Source organism: Idiomarina aquatica (assembly GCF_004362895.1).
GTDB lineage: Bacteria > Pseudomonadota > Gammaproteobacteria > Enterobacterales > Alteromonadaceae > Idiomarina.
Genome location: NZ_SNXI01000006.1, coordinates 103,175 through 117,971, shown reverse-complemented (window position 1 = coordinate 117,971; position 14,797 = coordinate 103,175). Strand labels below are relative to the sequence as shown.

The window sequence follows — 14,797 nt, the reverse complement described above, 5'->3', positions numbered from 1 at the left end:
GCTCACGCCATTGCTCGCGAGTTCGGTATGCTCGGCTCATGATGCTACCACCTTATTGGTTAAACTTGATGGTAGCCTATGGCTTTAAACTATGATTGAATAGGTGTGGTTCGAGTTACGCTTACGTTGTTATGAAACGCCTACCGAGACTTTTCATAAACCGTCATTGTGAAGTGAACGGGCTCGTTAGTGCTGTTTAGGTAGGTGTGTTCGACATCCATTTCAGCGGTCATTGAGTCACCTGCCGATAAAGTATAAGTTTCTTCATTCACCAAAACGTCTAAACAACCCTCCTCAATGTGAATGAGTTCAATGGTTCCTTTGGAGTGCGCTTCAGATACAAATTGTTCTTTGGGAAACATGGACCACCGCCATAATTCAATCATGATAGCGCCCTTTGAACCGGCAAGCAGTCGAGCAGAGCCCCCATGATCACCATTCCAAAGTGTCGGAATATCCTGAGGCTGTCGAATCGTTACTTTGGGATCGTCTGACACAGCGACGATATCAGCAACAGAAACAGCGAGTGCATTGGCTAATTTACACAGAATCCCTATGCTTGGGTTTGCACGCCCTTTCTCTATTTGCACAAGCATTCCCTTGCTAATTTCGGCATTTTTAGCCAGTTCATCAAGGGACATACCGTGCTGTTTGCGAAAGCTGTTGACGCGTTTGGCGATAGCTTCATTAATCGCTGTTTTATCTTTATCGGTCATTATATTGACTATTTGTTTCTTTATATTAAACTGGCGATGATTTCCATTATCGTTGACTTAAACGATTAGAACAACGCAGGAAGTGATAATGTTTGAGTTTGTCAGTGTATTCGTCATGGGTGCCGTGATTTCTGGTGGGCTGATTATTGCAATTGGTAGCCAGAATGCCTTTCTGTTGAAAACCGGTTTAACCAATAACCATCCATTTGCAGCGGCGACCGTTTGCTTTGTTGGCGATATCCTACTTATTGGGGCGGGCGTGTTCGGCGTTGGTGCGCTCTTTTCGATTGAAAGTATCTGGGGGCAAATGCTGAGCTTAGCGGGCGCCATTTTCTTAATTTGGTATGGCAGTAATGCGCTAAAGGCCGCAATAAAAGGTGAAAGTCGATTATCGGTAGACGAGAATGAAAGCAAAAGAACATCGCTTAAAAGCGCATTATTGATGGCTTTTGCGATGACATTTTTAAACCCACATGTTTATATCGACACCGTTGTTCTGGTCGGCGGCGTTACTGCCGGGCTTGAGCAAGCCTATAGACCGTGGTTCGTGGCCGGCGCTTTATGTGCCTCCGCAACGTGGTTTTACACATTGGTATTTGTTGCAAAAAAGCTCGCTAACAAACTGAATAAACCAAAAACGTGGCGTATTATCAATGCATTAATCAGTGCGGTAATGTATCTGATCGCTGGCCGTTTGTTAGTCGATGTGATTCCGTATTGGTTTTAGAAAAACTACCCTCGAGACACAAGAAGAGCGCATAAAGGCTCGTTAATATAATAGTTAGCACGACCAATGCGTTGTTTTTTCAGAAAGCCGTGCTCAACAAGTTGCTCCAGGTATTTTGTCGCTGTAATTCGCGTAACGCTAAGTTCATCAACGACAAACTCGATTTTAGTGTAGGGATGATGGAACATATTGTTTAATAAATCTTGTCGGTAGATTTTAGGTAACTGATCCCTCATGCGGTGCTTAACGTCTTTCATTAATACTTTCATTTCTGAAATTAAAGCGATTGTGTTTTTAGCCGTATCAATGACTCCATCTAGCATATAAAGAAGCCAAGGCTCCCAATCCCCTGTTTTTCGTACACCTTGAAGTTGCGCATAGTAGTCTGCTTTATGCTGTGTGATGAATCGGCTCAGGTAAAGCACGGGAAGGTTAAGTAAATCCTTCGCTACTAGATACAAAATATTGACGATACGTCCAGTCCGCCCATTGCCATCATAAAATGGATGAATACTTTCGAACTGATGGTGGATAATAGCCATCTTAACCAGTGGATCGGCATCGCAGAGCTCATCGTCATTAATGTACTGAACAAGGTTATCTATCAAAAATGCTATTTCGTCAGCTTCTTGAGGAGGTGTGTAAACCACTTCTCCCGTATTGACGTTTTTGAGCTCGGTTCCGGGTAATCGTCGCAAGCCAGCGTTGTTATGCTCAAGGTGCTGCTGCACTGTCAAAATATCAAGTAAGCGAATAGTCTTTGTTTGTCGCACTGTTGCAAAAGCTTGTTTCAAAGCAATCGCATAGTCTTGAACTTCTTTAGTAGCAGGATTCACCAATGCTTCTTCAAAAAGGTTCGCTTTATAGAGTTCATCATGAGTGGTGACAATATTTTCGATCTCTGAGCTGTTCTTTGCTTCTTGAAGCGAGAGTGTATTAATGAGGATTGCTTCGTTGGGGATACTGGCCGCAACCCCCTTAAGTTCAGCTAAAAAACGGTGAGCTTCGGCTGTTTTTTTGAGCACTTTCCGTGTTTCCCATTGCTCGATGTTTTCTAATGGAAGGTGTGGTAGCGAAGCTGACATATAAGTTTTAGCCTTTTCTGTACATTAATACCGAAATATATATAAATAATCGTAAATATTATATATGAAGAGATGTTTATGTATAGAAAATAGATTTTTTTATACATAAGACGCGTTAGCACTAGCAATTAACTTGTCGATACACCCAGGAAAAAAAGTTTGCTTATGCGAAAAAATGACAAAAAAATCGAACGAGAAATCATCCGCGAGCTGACCCGGGTGTGTGAAGAGGCCAAATTTGACCATCAAGGCTTTATTTGGCTGACGCACGACGTGGATTACCAGCGCTTTCCGCAGAGTTTACAGGTAACTCTGGTATTCAATGAGCAAGTCGATGAAGCGGTTATGCTGTCTGAGTTTGGCCAATTAATTCCAAACGTTCAGGCTGCGCTGGAACCCATCATTGGTGGTATGCTGCCAGCTAAACAAATTGAAGCTCGCCGTGAGCATACCCTGCAATAATGGGTTAAGGACTGATCATGTGTTACCTACGTTACTTCTTTGTGTTTTTCTTCTTTTTTATTTTATCTGCGCCTAGTTTGGCAGAGGCGAGTCGCCTGCAGCAGGTTGAACGATTTGTTGCGGCATTCAATGCCCATGATGCAGAGAAAATGGCGCAATATGTGACTGAGAACGTGCAGTGGCTATCGGTAAATGGTGACAAGATCACGGTTGAAACCAGTGGTAAAGAAAGCTTGGTTAAGGCGATGAGCGGTTACTTTAAGTCTTGTCCATCGTGCCAAAGCCAATTAGAAGACTTCACTGTGTTAGGCAGTCGCATCAGCGTTGTGGAGGAGGCCAGCTGGCGCGGGAACGGCGAGCTCCGTTCGCAGAAAAGCCTGGCCGTTTATGAATTCTCTAATAACCTAATCCACCGCGTTTACTATTTCCCTGCTGAATAGGCCGGCTGACCTTAGTAACAGACCTTACCACCGCGCACGAATTGACATCCTGCGCCGCAACCGTTATCAAGATAAACAAAACAATAGGAGAGAACGATCATGTTTGAATATAAAAAAATTGCGCTGGCGGTATCGCTGGTGCTAATGACAACTGCATGTTCAGATGCGGCAAAAGACAGCACAACAAATAAAGCTGCAGAAACGCAAACGGCAAGCGCTGAAAACACCAACCAACAGTCAGAGCAAACCGAGTCAGAAAAGGCTAACCAGCTGTTTGAAGACATTTTTATGGAAAATGTCATGCGCAGTCCGATGTATCAGTCTTATTTGGGTATCAAGGAAGATCAGGATAAATGGGACGATATTTCACCGGCTGCTGAGCAGGAAGAACTGGCTTTACAGAAAAAACATCTGGAACAAGTTAAGTCGATTGACGAATCAAAGCTTAATGAGCAGACCAAAATCAGCTGGATGCTGATGAAACAGAGTCTAGAAAATGATATCGCTGACTTTAAATGGCGCCATCATAATTATCCGGTTAATCAAATGTTTGGTCTGCACTCGCGAGTAGCATCGTTGCTGATTAACCAACATGGTATTGGGAGTGTCGACGATGCCGAAGATTATATTGCGCGGTTAAATGGCTTGCCGGGATTATTTGAACAGCTTGCAGAAAACCTGGAGTTACGAGCCGAAAAAGGCATCATGGCACCCAAATTTGTCTATCCATACGTCATTAGTGACAGTAAAAATATTATTACTGGTGCGCCGTTTGACGATGGTGAGCCAAGTGCACTGTGGGACGACTTTACCAGTAAAGTCGAGCAGCTAGAGCTTGAAGAAAGCCAGCGTGAAGAGCTGTTAGCGGCGGCCGAGAAGGCTATGCTTGAATCAGTTAAACCGGCTTACCAAGGCTTAATTACTGCCGTCGAGGGCATTGCTGAACAAGCCACGACCAAAGACGGCGCCTGGAAGTTCCCGGACGGTGAGGCGTTCTATAATAACGCGCTACAACGTACGACTACGACTGACTTAACAGCAGAAGAAATCCACGAAATAGGCTTAAGCGAAATGGAGCGCATCCACAATGAAATGCGCGCCATCATGAAAAAGGTTGGCTTTACAGGCACGCTGCAAGAGTTCTTCGTGCATATGCGTAATAACGAGGAGTTTATCTATCCGAATACGGAAGAAGGCCGTCAGCAATACTTAGATGAAGCAACGGCTATTATAGATGATATGCGGGAACGCCTGGATGATCTCTTTATTACCAAGCCAAAAGCTGACTTAATTGTTAAAGCCGTTGAACCTTTCCGTGAAAAGTCAGCGGGTAAGGCCTTTTATCAACAACCGTCAATGGATGGAACACGACCGGGTACTTACTACGCCAACCTTTACGACATGGAAGCGATGCCGACATACCAGATGGAAGCGCTGGCTTATCACGAGGGTATTCCCGGCCACCATATGCAAATTGCGATTCAGCAAGAGCTTGAAGGTATTCCTAAGTTCCGCCGCTTTGGTCGCTATACTGCCTATAGTGAGGGCTGGGGTTTATATACCGAGAAGCTACCTAAAGAGATTGGTCTCTATAAAGACCCTTATTCTGATTTTGGTCGCTTAGCGATGGAGCTATGGCGTGCGGTCCGCCTGGTGGTTGATACCGGCATCCATGACAAAAAATGGACGCGTGAAGAAGGCATCGATTTCTATGTGACTAATACTCCAAATGCCAAGTCTGATGCAGTAAAAATGGTCGAGCGTCATATTGTTATGCCAGGTCAGGCAACGGCCTACAAAATTGGTATGAACAAAATTCTGGAACTGCGTGAAAAAGCGAAGTCAGAATTAGGTGATAAGTTCGATATTCGCGAGTTCCATGACGTAGTGCTGGGCAGTGGTCCGGTTCCGCTAAATATCCTGGAACAGTTCGTTAACGACTACATTAGCGAAACAAAAGGCGCGTAGGCGTCACTAAACCGCGTTGCTGCTTATGTAGCAACGCGGTTGCCGCCGCTTCGTTTGGCTCGATACATCGCGTGATCAGCATACTGTAGTAATTCTTCAATAGTCGAGCCGTTTTCTGGCCATCTTGCCGTTCCGATACTGGCAGTGATGTGTTCTTCTCCGTGAGGTAACTTTAGTGGCTTAGACATGGCATGGCATATTTTCTCTGCGACAGCTGACAACGCATTCGGAGTATCTATGGCATCGACCAGCACCACAAATTCGTCGCCACCTATTCGTGCGGCGCTGTCCGTGGCTCTAATTGCACCCAGAATGCGTTCTCCCGCGGCTTTAAGCAGACTATCGCCGGTAGCGTGGCCGTATGTGTCGTTGATGTGTTTGAAATGATCTAAATCCAGGTACAAAAGGCCTATTTCGACACCATCTCGTTGTGCCCTGGCCGTCGCTGTCTTCACCCGGTCATAGAATAGAACACGGTTTGGCAGACCGGTCAGGGCGTCAGTCAGCGCCATCTGCTCCAATCGTTTGATCAGTTCTTCACGCTCGGCTTCCAGCTGTTTTTGTTTGGTTACATCGCGAGCGACCCCCACCCGCATTTGATCTCGATCTGACCAGCGCGCGGACCATAAAATATGCGCGGTAGAACCATCTTTTCGAATGTAACGGTTTTCGAAGTGCAGTATTTCATCACCCGTATTAACTTTTTCTGCCACCTGCCCGGTTGTATTTTCATCATCAGGGTGTACAAAGTCGAACATAGAACGGCCGACCATTTCGTGTGGTGAATAACCGAAGACTCTTTTTGCACCCGGGCTGACATAGCGAAAGGTATTGCTCTTATCGACTACGCAGATAGCGTCGAGCAACAGATCCATGTAGTCAGCAATATCGGCAAACGCGGTTTGTTTAATCATTAGTAGGCTTGTCTGCTATTATAGCGGTTGCCTTTAATTTAGATGGTAACCACATGAAGTCAATGACAATTTGGGTTGATGCCGATGCCTGCCCAACGGTTATAAAGGATATTTTGTATCGTGCAGCAGAACGCAAGCAGCTGCCGCTGGTATTAGTGGCGAATCAGCCACTGCGGGTACCGCCGTCTAAATTTATTCGGACGATGCAAGTGTCAGCTGGATTTGACGTTGCCGATGATGCCATTGCCGAACAGTGCCAGCCGGGTGATTTAGTTATTACAGCTGATATACCGCTGGCTGCTGATGTCATTAAAAAAGGGGGACAGGCGCTTAGCCCGCGTGGTGAGCTTTTTACAAAAAGTAATATTGGCTCACGTCTTAATATGCGTGACTTTATGGATACCATGCGTAGTAGCGGCGAACACACAGGTGGTCCGCCGCCTTTGCATCAGCGTGACCGCATGGCTTTTGCGAACGAATTGGATAAAATTCTGGCGCGCGCTTAGTCTGTGCTAACTGCGCGACAGCGTTTTAATTAAATGCCAGCCAAACGCGGTTTTCACCGGGCCATGCACTTCCAGCGTGGGCTTTCCAAATACCACTTTGTCGAACGCTGGCACCATTTCACCGCGGCGGAATTCTCCCAAGTCGCCGCCCTTTTTACCCGACGGGCAAAGTGAATGCTTGCGCGCTAAGTCTGCGAACTTGGCACCGCTAGCCAGTTGCTTCTTTAAATCTTCAGCTTCTTCTTTGGTTTTAACCAAAATGTGTACTGCGTGTGCTCGTGCCATGTCGGACTCCTCTATTTATTAATTGTATTTTACCTAAATTTGCATCGTGAGCCGAATAGAATCATTATTTGGCTCAAAATGGGAGCCGAATAGCGAGGCTGGAGTAAACCAGAATGACTGACATTATCGACTTTTCAGTATTTTATGAGCGCGCCTGCGAACGCAAGGGCGGAGAAGCAGCAATGCGTGCCATGTTACCCGAGGTAGTAAGCGATACAGAACTAGCAAAGGTTACTGATGATAGAGTCCTTTCGTTAATGACCCGCTGTATTTTTCGGGCAGGCTTTGTCTGGCAGATCATCGACCGTAAGTGGCCGCAGTTTGAGGAAGCCTTCAGCGGTTTTGTGCCGCTTTACTGGCAGCAAGTGCCACCGGAGAGATTAGAAGAGCTGGCGCAAGACGAGCGTATTGTGCGTAATTACCAGAAGATTTTGACGGTGCCCGTCAACGCCCGAATGATCGTTGAAATTGAGGAAGACTACGGCAGTTTTGGTCAATTTCTGGCTAACTGGCCGCATGATGACCAAGTTGGGTTATTGCTGTTCTTAAAGAAAAACGGTGCTCGCCTGGGCGGTAATACCGGTCAGTATCTATTGCGTTTGCTGGGCTGGGACGGATTCGTTTGTTCGAGTGACGTGTTGACTGCGCTGCGGAATTTTAAATTGCTGGATGCTTCACCAACCAGTAAAAAAGGACTAACGCAAATTCAAGCAACCATTAACTATTGGCATCAGGAAACAGGGCTACCGCGTAGCCATATTTCCCGCATCTTGTCATATAGTGTTGGCTAACGCGTACCAAAAATTTTGTCACCGGCATCGCCTAAGCCGGGAATAATGTAACCGTTTTCGTTGAGCTTTTCGTCCAGCGCAGCTGTAAATATACGCACGTCAGGGTGTTTCGCTAAAACCGCTTCTACGCCTTCGGGAGCAGCGACTAACACCAGTACGCGGACGTCTTTACAGCCTCTGGCTTTTAGCATATCCAGGGTTGCTATCATGCTGCCGCCGGTAGCCAGCATGGGATCAATAACCAAAGAAATGCGCTCCTCTAAGCTACCCACGAACTTATCAAAATAACTCACCGGTTCCAGCGTTTCTTCATTGCGATAGAGTCCAACCACACTCACTTTAGCGCTCGGAATTAAGTCGAGAACGCCATCCAGCATGCCGATGCCTGCCCTTAAAATAGGCACGACCGTGACTTTTTTTCCTTTCAGTTGTTCAACCTCTATGGCCTCCCCGCTCCAGCCATCAATAGTCGTGGTTTCGAGTAAAAAGTCGCTGGTGGCTTCGTAGGTTAAGAGACTGCCTATTTCGTTAGAGAGTTCCCGAAAGCTTTTAGTCGAAATTCCCGATTTTCGCATTAAACCGAGTTTATGCTGCACCAGCGGGTGCTTTATTACTTGTAATCCCATCGTTGCTATCCTTGTTAACCAAATTTTGCAATCAGTATAAGTAAAATCAGTGCAATTAGTACACCCGCAATGGTTGTATATCCATGTTTATAAACGCGTTTATCTTCAGGTTTACGTGTTGTCATGGCGATTCTCTTTATTAAATTTGGACAGGGCCAATAATCCCAGTAGTGGGCCGGGCAATAATAGCCAGCTAACCCATTCGTTAAGCACTGGCCAGCTATAGCTGACCAACCAGATAGCAGGAATGGTCAGCGCAAAACCAACGGCATTCATAACGGCTAGTGAACTTCCAACATTATCCGCTGGTGCCACTTGTGCTGCCAACGCCGAAAATTGAGGTGAGTCAGCAATAACTGTTATACCCCACAACATTAATACGACGAGAAGTACAAAGGGGGGCAAAAAAGTGAGCAGTGGGTATATCAGGCACAGCAATCCCGAGCTTATCAACGCGAATCGGGCCACAGCGAAGCCACCAATTGCTCGACTCAACCAACCTCCGGCAACCGACCGGAAGTTTGGAATTTTTAATGCGGATAACCCCTGACTTAACGCTGCGCGCTTGGCTGTTGCCGGTAAATGTGGGCCACAACCTAAAGCGCCGACGGTAATACCGCCCAGTACCGCAAGAACGGATGCGGTGAATAGCGGAGCTTGCCAGCCCAGCCCCAAGGTGAAGCCGCGCATTAAGTGGGGTAGCACGGTTCCTAAAGTAAGCATAGCAAGCAACCAGGATAACGCTGAACCCGCGTATTTGGGCACCCAGGATATAACCAACTTCATGCCCATGGGGTAAATTCCCGCAAGGCACAGTCCCGTCAGTAAACGTAGTAACCAGGCCAGCATGAAGTGGTCGACGGCTAAGATAAATAGCGTGTTTACCAGTGCACCGAATACACTGGAAATGCAAAAAATCATGCTGGCTTTGTAGCGGTCAGCTAAACCGGTTAGTGCTAATGACAAGGTGCCGATAATAAACCCTAACTGAACGGCAAGCGTAAAGGCACCGAGATCTGCTTTGGTAAATCCTTGTTCAGATGAAAGGCTGAGCCAAACGCCATTGATACTAAACCACAACGAGGTGCCAAATAGCTGGGCTAAAATGATAACCGGCAAAGCGATACGCAAGCGAACATCCGATGTCATTCAGAAACCTCGTGTTAGTATCAATGGTCTGGTAATTTAGGTTGCAAAAACCGCAACATAAGGAGCAACTATCATGAAACTGACCGTTGAAATTAGCAAGTACCCGTTAGCGGACGACTATATTGGCCCCATAAAGGGCTTTATCGATGAGCTGAATAAGTCTGAGCAGTTAAAAATAATAACCAATACGCTAAGTACGCAAGTTTTTGGCGACTACGATGAGGTCATGGCCGCACTGCAACGATGCATTAAGTGGTCGTTCGAGCGTTACGGTAAAGTTGTTTTCGTGTGTAAGTTCTTACACGGTGATCTTAGCCCTGCATCGGCATAACGCGGTTGCGACCCAGCCGCTTGGCTTCATACAAGCGGCGATCCGCTGTTTCCAGTAAATCACTGCGACGCATACCGTGATCGAGTTTAGCGACCCCAAATGAGGCCGTAACCCCGTCAATGCTGCGATTAGTCCGGCGATCATAGACAGTGACTTTTTCGAGCGCGCGACGAATAACCTCAGCTTGGTGAATCGCCTCCGCCAATGACGTGTCGCGCATAAGCACAGCGAACTCTTCACCGCCAAAACGAAAGGGTATGGCGTTGGCTTTACATTTTTCCTGCAATCGTTTGGCAATGGCTTTTAATACTCGGTCACCCATTTGGTGTCCGTATTTATCGTTAATCGCTTTAAAATAATCCACGTCTATCATAATCAAACAGGGTGATTGTGATACGTCTATAGCCTGTATTTCGCTGTCCAGATAACGTCGATTGTAAAGCCCGGTGAGGGCATCATAAAAGGCGTCTTTTTGACTCTTCTCAAGTTCTCTTTTTAGTTGCGAAACCTCTTTTTCAGCCGTTTTTAAGGCCGTGGCGAAATCTAATGTTGAATTGCGAATAAGTTGGGTTTCTTTCACCATGGTGCGGACAAGCTTCATTACTTCGTCCATAGACCAGCCCTCTTTTTCGACTTTGTTTAAGTCATCCAGGCAGGTATCCATCGAGGCCTTGAAACCCTCAGTATTGTTTTGCGTATCAAGCACCGTTTGCGAAAATTCGGTTAGCATGGCTTCAACGCTCTGTCGTAATTGCCAGGCACTCAATTCTTCTTTATCGGCAATATGCTTGCGATAAAGCTCTTGAGTGTAGATGTCGGAAAACGGCCGACCGTCTGCTAACGCGCGCTCGATTTCTTCGTGCAGTTCATTATTTTGATTTTCAACGTAGGCGTACCACAACGCGTAGTTAGTTGGTATCGCCGGAATTTTATGCTTAAGCAATAAGGGGATGGTTTGCTTAAGTGTTTTAAAGGACTGGTCTAAAGAATCACTCATGCTGCGTTTTATTTTCCGTTATGCTGTGATTAACTTACGCTCAAAACATACCAATAGGTTTAACTGTGATCAAAATCGCTACGAAAGCCGATCTACAAACGGCATTAACCTGGCCCGCTGACGCCGATGAATTTAAACTTTGGTTCGGTGATAAAATCGCTTTTGGTAGCCAAGTCGATACCATCTGGATGCAGATAAAGGCCGATGAGCGCGCGACGTTTGCTTTTTATGATCAGCAGCAACTGCAGGGCTTTGGACAATGTTACCAGAAGCAACCCGGTGCTCGTCATATCGCCTGCCTTATTGTTAATGCGGCCTGCCGTGGACAGGGATTAGGCCGCCGCTTTGTCACTGAACTTATGCAACAGGCATTGGCTCAGGATGATGTCGATTACATCACGCTAAATGTCTACCCTGAAAATATTCCGGCGCGCCGGCTATACAGCGATCTCGGCTTTCGGGAAGTCGGCGATACCCGCGGCATGGTGTCAATGCAATACGACCGTCCAGGCTAATCTTTGGCAACCGTGGCATTCCAATTGAGTGCTTGCCAGCGACCGTCACGCTTAACAAATACGCCGGTATTGTAAAAGCGATCAGTGACCGTCCCGTCAGTGGCTGAAGTCAGGGTAAAGTTTACAATGACCGCATCGGTTAACGACTTAACCTCAATATTTTCTGCGCCATACCAGGTATTGACTTGCTCCGGGTCATACGGCTCAACGTCCTGTAAACCTTGCATCAGAGAGTCTTTGCCGTAGCGGGTGCCGCGCGAACTGGTATACGTCAGACCATCCGCCCAGAATTCGGCATGTGCCTGTGGATCATTGATGCTGGCACCATATAAAAACGTTTCAATGGTTTCCGTCAGTTCGGCTTTGAGATCGCTTTGTGCGTTAGTGCTGAAAGATATCACTAACAAAACCAGCGGTATTAACATGCGCATGAGAATTGTACCTTTGATAAGCTAAGAAGCTTAAGCGTGTCACTGACGCATGCAAAAAGCAATAAGGCAGGAGGCAATCGTGTATAAGCAAACCGAAATAACATTGACACCGAAAAGCCGTGGCTTTCATTTGATTACGCAAGATATCGACAAGGCGTTACAACAACTGCCGCCGGTTGAGTGTGGGATTTTGCATGTATTTATAAAGCACACCTCTGCGTCATTAACCATTAATGAAAATGCTGACCCAACGGTAAGAGCTGATTTTGAAAGTCATTTTAATCACATGGTGCCGGAGAATCAGCCGTATTATCAGCATACGCTTGAGGGGCCCGATGATATGCCTGCCCATATAAAATCAAGTCTACTTGGCAGTAGTGTGACAATCCCGGTAACCAACGGGCAGCTAAGTATGGGAACCTGGCAAGGCGTTTATTGCTGTGAACACCGCGATCACGCCGGCTCGCGCACGTTGGTGCTCACGCTACAGGGTGAATGATTGCTAGTCTGAAATGAACTCGTCGAGTAAGCCAACCACGCGGTCGGAGGTCGCTATAAGTTCTTCGACCATGGGTTCGAGCTGATCATGGCTAGCACCTTGTTTGGCTTTGGCAAAAATATTGCGACCGAGCTGGTGTACCTTCGGATGGATGTCGTTATAAAGTTCAGAGAAATTCGCTTTATTTGCTAATAGAGTTTGTCCACGCTCTGAATCCAGGAACTTACCTAACCGACATTGGGTATGATCTTTCAGCTCGGACTCGGTTAATGAAGTTTGGCCAAACAAGGCGTAGCGAATGACTTTATCCACCCAAACGATATGGTCCGACTTTGCCAGCCGTAGCAGCATGCCGGGCTCGTCATCGGGGAGATATTGTAGCTCTTCTAGTTGATTCTCGCGTAAGTGACGCATCACTTTAGCAATATCATTAAAGGATAAGCTGGCTGTTTTAACTGAGTCAGAAACATGTTGCAAGCGTTTAGCCATGTCTCCGGCAACGTTGGATTGTTCGCGAGTTGCCGTTGAAACCTCTGTGGTTGCTGATAGGTTTTGCTCAGCGGAATCGCGTGCTCGTTCTAAAATATCACAGACCTGCAAACGATCCTCACGTGATTCGGTTAACGCATCATTACTGGTTTCAATGACCGACTCGATATCCCGTGCGCCCTTAACCACGTCATTAACAATGGAATCAATTTCGGTAGCGGCCTCCGAGCTGCGGTTAGCCAACTCACGTACCGCATCAGCGACCACTGAAAACCCACGACCCGCTTCGCCCGCTCGGGCAGCCTCAATGGCGGCATTAAGCGCTAGCAAGTTAGTTTGGTCGGCAATATCATTAACCGTTTTGGTGAGGTGGGTAATGCGCTCAGTTTGGCTGACAAATGCGCGTGTGTGTTCCGTTACCTGAGCGATGGATGATTCAACATCACTCATATGAGTCACTAATGTTTTAAGTTTTTGTAGGCCGTCGTCAGCATCGCTGGCAGACTGTTGCGCTGCCGTTAAGACTTGCTCTGCATAAGCAGCAACCTGCGTTGCGGAGGATGACATTTCTTCAACCGCCGTTGCGAGTTGTTCTGCATCCGCTTCTATGCCGTTTATCTGTTCTTGAAAGGTGAGCCCTTCGCGACCAAAACGGACGATATTGCGAATCGAATCAATACTACTATCCGCAATGCCATAAATATCGGTCGATGATTTGGGCAGATTAAATAGCGGTGACATCCAATCTGGCGCCTCATGGGCTGCCAGCTCGCCACGACTATATGCTTCGAGGTAGGCTTGTGCCTTTCTCTGAGTTAACAACATAGTTAAGACGCCTTTTATCCTTAAAGATTACAGGGTTATTGTGACATAAAAGCGTACAATGCCAAGTTAAATTATCATCGCTTAAACGCTATTTTGTGATTACACTATCGACATAATTCACAAAAAACTTAAACATGAGATGAAGATATGAGCGAAAAGGATGAACTCCATCGGCGCCGGCTAACTTCTGCTAAAGAGTCTGATGCCGCCGTAGCAAAAATAGAAGGCCAAGGGTCTTATAAATTAGCCTTTGCTGATGATGATTTTTTATTGCGGGATGACTTGCGTGCGGTTCGTTTGCAGCTGGAATACTTGAAACCTCAAATCGTATTAGAAGAGCATAACGTAGAAGCGACGATTGTGGTTTTTGGTAGCGCCCGCTTTTTATCGCCGGAGCAAGCAGAACATGATCTAAGAATTGCGGAGGCTGAACTTAATAAGGCACCGCAAGATGATAGCCTAAAAGGCCAGCTAAAACGGGCTAAACGGGCATTGAAAAATAGTCACTACTATCAACAAGCCCGAGACTTTGCCCGTATCGCCACCGAACATAGTTTACGACGACCCGATGAAAACTTAATGATCGTTAGCGGTGGTGGACCAGGTGTAATGGAAGCCGCAAACCGGGGAGCAATGGATGCTGGGGGCGAGAGTATTGGCTTAAATATCGTGTTGCCTAAAGAGCAACGGCCCAATCCTTATATCACCCCGGACTATTGCTTTCAGTTTCATTATTTTGCGATTCGTAAAATGCACTTTGTGCAGCGAGCCAGAGCACTAGTTGCCTTTCCGGGCGGTTTTGGCACCTTAGACGAGTTGTTCGAAACGCTGACCTTGGTGCAAACTCAGAAGTCAGAACCGGTGCCTATCGTATTGGTAGGTAAAGCGTTCTGGTCTCAATTGATTGATTTTGAACTGATGGTTGACGAGGGAACGATCGAACAAACCGATCTTGATTTGTTTACCGTGGTTGATACTCCTGAGGAAGCCTGGCAGGCCATCTGCCAGTGTTATGACCTCAAAAATGGTAAAGCCATTTAA

19 protein-coding genes are annotated in these 14,797 nt (G+C 46.5%); 10 read left to right on the top strand and 9 right to left on the bottom strand.

Features of this window, described 5'->3' with window-relative positions; all coding sequences use genetic code 11:
- Positions 1–140: 140 nt before the first annotated feature.
- A complete protein-coding gene (locus DEU29_RS06775; RefSeq protein WP_133539497.1) occupies positions 141–716 on the bottom strand; it encodes a helix-turn-helix domain-containing protein in 576 nt (191 codons plus the stop codon).
- Positions 717–804: 88 nt separating this feature from the next.
- Here DEU29_RS06775 and DEU29_RS06770 point away from each other — a divergent pair, with 88 nt between their 5' ends.
- A complete protein-coding gene (locus tag DEU29_RS06770; RefSeq protein WP_133539496.1) occupies positions 805–1,443 on the top strand; it encodes a LysE/ArgO family amino acid transporter in 639 nt (212 codons plus the stop codon).
- Between the two features lie 5 nt (positions 1,444–1,448).
- Here the strand turns inward: DEU29_RS06770 and DEU29_RS06765 are convergent, their stop codons facing one another.
- A complete protein-coding gene (locus DEU29_RS06765; RefSeq protein WP_133539495.1) occupies positions 1,449–2,528 on the bottom strand; it encodes a Fic family protein in 1,080 nt (359 codons plus the stop codon).
- A 165-nt stretch (positions 2,529–2,693) separates the two neighbouring features.
- Between DEU29_RS06765 and DEU29_RS06760 the strand changes: the two genes are divergently transcribed.
- The 3 genes from DEU29_RS06760 (at position 2,694) to DEU29_RS06750 (ending at position 5,398) form a co-directional block, all read left to right on the top strand.
- On the top strand, positions 2,694–2,990 hold the full coding sequence (locus tag DEU29_RS06760; protein ID WP_133539494.1) for a hypothetical protein: 297 nt from the start codon (positions 2,694–2,696) through the stop codon (positions 2,988–2,990).
- 17 nt (positions 2,991–3,007) lie between these two features.
- The gene (locus tag DEU29_RS06755; RefSeq protein ID WP_133539493.1) at positions 3,008–3,430 is read left to right on the top strand and encodes a nuclear transport factor 2 family protein; all 423 of its coding nucleotides are present in this window, start codon (positions 3,008–3,010) and stop codon (positions 3,428–3,430) included.
- A gap of 99 nt (positions 3,431–3,529) precedes the next feature.
- Complete coding sequence (locus DEU29_RS06750; protein ID WP_133539492.1) at positions 3,530–5,398, top strand: DUF885 domain-containing protein; 1,869 nt, start codon at positions 3,530–3,532, stop codon at positions 5,396–5,398.
- Positions 5,399–5,421: 23 nt separating this feature from the next.
- Here DEU29_RS06750 and DEU29_RS06745 read toward each other — a convergent pair whose 3' ends face one another.
- Positions 5,422–6,312: a sensor domain-containing diguanylate cyclase gene (locus DEU29_RS06745; protein WP_243734504.1), complete on the bottom strand. Its 891-nt coding sequence runs from the start codon at positions 6,310–6,312 to the stop codon at positions 5,422–5,424.
- A gap of 62 nt (positions 6,313–6,374) precedes the next feature.
- Here DEU29_RS06745 and DEU29_RS06740 point away from each other — a divergent pair, with 62 nt between their 5' ends.
- Complete coding sequence (locus tag DEU29_RS06740) at positions 6,375–6,818, top strand: YaiI/YqxD family protein (RefSeq protein WP_133539503.1); 444 nt, start codon at positions 6,375–6,377, stop codon at positions 6,816–6,818.
- 6 nt (positions 6,819–6,824) lie between these two features.
- Here DEU29_RS06740 and DEU29_RS06735 read toward each other — a convergent pair whose 3' ends face one another.
- Positions 6,825–7,103, bottom strand: a complete 279-nt coding sequence (locus DEU29_RS06735) for a peptidylprolyl isomerase (RefSeq protein WP_133539491.1) — start codon at positions 7,101–7,103, stop codon at positions 6,825–6,827.
- Between the two features lie 113 nt (positions 7,104–7,216).
- Between DEU29_RS06735 and DEU29_RS06730 the strand changes: the two genes are divergently transcribed.
- On the top strand, positions 7,217–7,894 hold the full coding sequence (locus DEU29_RS06730) for a DNA-3-methyladenine glycosylase I (protein WP_133539490.1): 678 nt from the start codon (positions 7,217–7,219) through the stop codon (positions 7,892–7,894).
- Here the strand turns inward: DEU29_RS06730 and upp are convergent.
- Positions 7,891–8,520 carry a uracil phosphoribosyltransferase gene (gene upp, locus DEU29_RS06725; RefSeq protein ID WP_133539489.1) on the bottom strand — a complete coding sequence of 210 codons (630 nt, stop codon included), beginning with the start codon at positions 8,518–8,520 and terminating at the stop codon, positions 7,891–7,893. The genes DEU29_RS06730 and upp overlap by 4 nt on opposite strands.
- A 111-nt stretch (positions 8,521–8,631) precedes the next feature.
- Entirely contained in the window at positions 8,632–9,669 is a 1,038-nt protein-coding gene (locus DEU29_RS06720; protein WP_133539488.1) for an MFS transporter, read from the bottom strand.
- Positions 9,670–9,742: 73 nt separating this feature from the next.
- Between DEU29_RS06720 and DEU29_RS06715 the strand changes: the two genes are divergently transcribed.
- Complete coding sequence (locus tag DEU29_RS06715; protein ID WP_133539487.1) at positions 9,743–10,000, top strand: YkoF family thiamine/hydroxymethylpyrimidine-binding protein; 258 nt, start codon at positions 9,743–9,745, stop codon at positions 9,998–10,000.
- On the opposite strand, the gene DEU29_RS06710 is transcribed toward DEU29_RS06715, so the two are convergent.
- Positions 9,981–10,997: a GGDEF domain-containing protein gene (locus tag DEU29_RS06710; RefSeq protein WP_133539486.1), complete on the bottom strand. Its 1,017-nt coding sequence runs from the start codon at positions 10,995–10,997 to the stop codon at positions 9,981–9,983. The two genes, DEU29_RS06715 and DEU29_RS06710, sit on opposite strands and share 20 nt — an antisense overlap.
- 65 nt (positions 10,998–11,062) lie before the next feature.
- Between DEU29_RS06710 and DEU29_RS06705 the strand changes: the two genes are divergently transcribed.
- Positions 11,063–11,512 (top strand): GNAT family N-acetyltransferase, encoded by a 450-nt coding sequence (locus tag DEU29_RS06705; RefSeq protein ID WP_133539485.1) that lies wholly within the window; start codon positions 11,063–11,065, stop codon positions 11,510–11,512.
- Here the strand turns inward: DEU29_RS06705 and DEU29_RS06700 are convergent.
- Entirely contained in the window at positions 11,509–11,943 is a 435-nt protein-coding gene (locus DEU29_RS06700) for a nuclear transport factor 2 family protein (protein WP_133539484.1), read from the bottom strand. The two genes, DEU29_RS06705 and DEU29_RS06700, sit on opposite strands and share 4 nt — an antisense overlap.
- Positions 11,944–11,992: 49 nt before the next feature.
- Here DEU29_RS06700 and DEU29_RS06695 point away from each other — a divergent pair, with 49 nt between their 5' ends.
- Positions 11,993–12,442 (top strand): secondary thiamine-phosphate synthase enzyme YjbQ, encoded by a 450-nt coding sequence (locus DEU29_RS06695; RefSeq protein WP_432206873.1) that lies wholly within the window; start codon positions 11,993–11,995, stop codon positions 12,440–12,442.
- 3 nt (positions 12,443–12,445) lie between these two features.
- On the opposite strand, the gene DEU29_RS06690 is transcribed toward DEU29_RS06695, so the two are convergent.
- A complete protein-coding gene (locus DEU29_RS06690; protein WP_133539482.1) occupies positions 12,446–13,756 on the bottom strand; it encodes a methyl-accepting chemotaxis protein in 1,311 nt (436 codons plus the stop codon).
- A 147-nt stretch (positions 13,757–13,903) separates the two neighbouring features.
- Here DEU29_RS06690 and DEU29_RS06685 point away from each other — a divergent pair, with 147 nt between their 5' ends.
- Positions 13,904–14,797 (top strand): TIGR00730 family Rossman fold protein, encoded by an 894-nt coding sequence (locus DEU29_RS06685; protein ID WP_133539481.1) that lies wholly within the window; start codon positions 13,904–13,906, stop codon positions 14,795–14,797.

What these genes read in the sequence shown, in the direction of transcription:
- DEU29_RS06765 (WP_133539495.1), bottom strand. Translation starts at nt 2,528, where the DNA reads ATGTCAGCTTCGCTACCACACCTTCCATTAGAAAACATCGAGCAATGG.
- DEU29_RS06710 (WP_133539486.1), bottom strand. Translation starts at nt 10,997, where the DNA reads ATGAGTGATTCTTTAGACCAGTCCTTTAAAACACTTAAGCAAACCATC.
- upp (WP_133539489.1), bottom strand. Translation starts at nt 8,520, where the DNA reads ATGGGATTACAAGTAATAAAGCACCCGCTGGTGCAGCATAAACTCGGT.
- DEU29_RS06745 (WP_243734504.1), bottom strand. Translation starts at nt 6,312, where the DNA reads ATGATTAAACAAACCGCGTTTGCCGATATTGCTGACTACATGGATCTG.
- DEU29_RS06730 (WP_133539490.1), top strand. Translation starts at nt 7,217, where the DNA reads ATGACTGACATTATCGACTTTTCAGTATTTTATGAGCGCGCCTGCGAA.
- DEU29_RS06770 (WP_133539496.1), top strand. Translation starts at nt 805, where the DNA reads ATGTTTGAGTTTGTCAGTGTATTCGTCATGGGTGCCGTGATTTCTGGT.
- DEU29_RS06695 (WP_432206873.1), top strand. Translation starts at nt 11,993, where the DNA reads ATGCAAAAAGCAATAAGGCAGGAGGCAATCGTGTATAAGCAAACCGAA.
- DEU29_RS06700 (WP_133539484.1), bottom strand. Translation starts at nt 11,943, where the DNA reads ATGCGCATGTTAATACCGCTGGTTTTGTTAGTGATATCTTTCAGCACT.
- DEU29_RS06760 (WP_133539494.1), top strand. Translation starts at nt 2,694, where the DNA reads ATGCGAAAAAATGACAAAAAAATCGAACGAGAAATCATCCGCGAGCTG.
- DEU29_RS06755 (WP_133539493.1), top strand. Translation starts at nt 3,008, where the DNA reads ATGTGTTACCTACGTTACTTCTTTGTGTTTTTCTTCTTTTTTATTTTA.
- DEU29_RS06735 (WP_133539491.1), bottom strand. Translation starts at nt 7,103, where the DNA reads ATGGCACGAGCACACGCAGTACACATTTTGGTTAAAACCAAAGAAGAA.
- DEU29_RS06720 (WP_133539488.1), bottom strand. Translation starts at nt 9,669, where the DNA reads ATGACATCGGATGTTCGCTTGCGTATCGCTTTGCCGGTTATCATTTTA.
- DEU29_RS06685 (WP_133539481.1), top strand. Translation starts at nt 13,904, where the DNA reads ATGAGCGAAAAGGATGAACTCCATCGGCGCCGGCTAACTTCTGCTAAA.
- DEU29_RS06690 (WP_133539482.1), bottom strand. Translation starts at nt 13,756, where the DNA reads ATGTTGTTAACTCAGAGAAAGGCACAAGCCTACCTCGAAGCATATAGT.
- DEU29_RS06740 (WP_133539503.1), top strand. Translation starts at nt 6,375, where the DNA reads ATGACAATTTGGGTTGATGCCGATGCCTGCCCAACGGTTATAAAGGAT.
- DEU29_RS06750 (WP_133539492.1), top strand. Translation starts at nt 3,530, where the DNA reads ATGTTTGAATATAAAAAAATTGCGCTGGCGGTATCGCTGGTGCTAATG.
- DEU29_RS06775 (WP_133539497.1), bottom strand. Translation starts at nt 716, where the DNA reads ATGACCGATAAAGATAAAACAGCGATTAATGAAGCTATCGCCAAACGC.
- DEU29_RS06715 (WP_133539487.1), top strand. Translation starts at nt 9,743, where the DNA reads ATGAAACTGACCGTTGAAATTAGCAAGTACCCGTTAGCGGACGACTAT.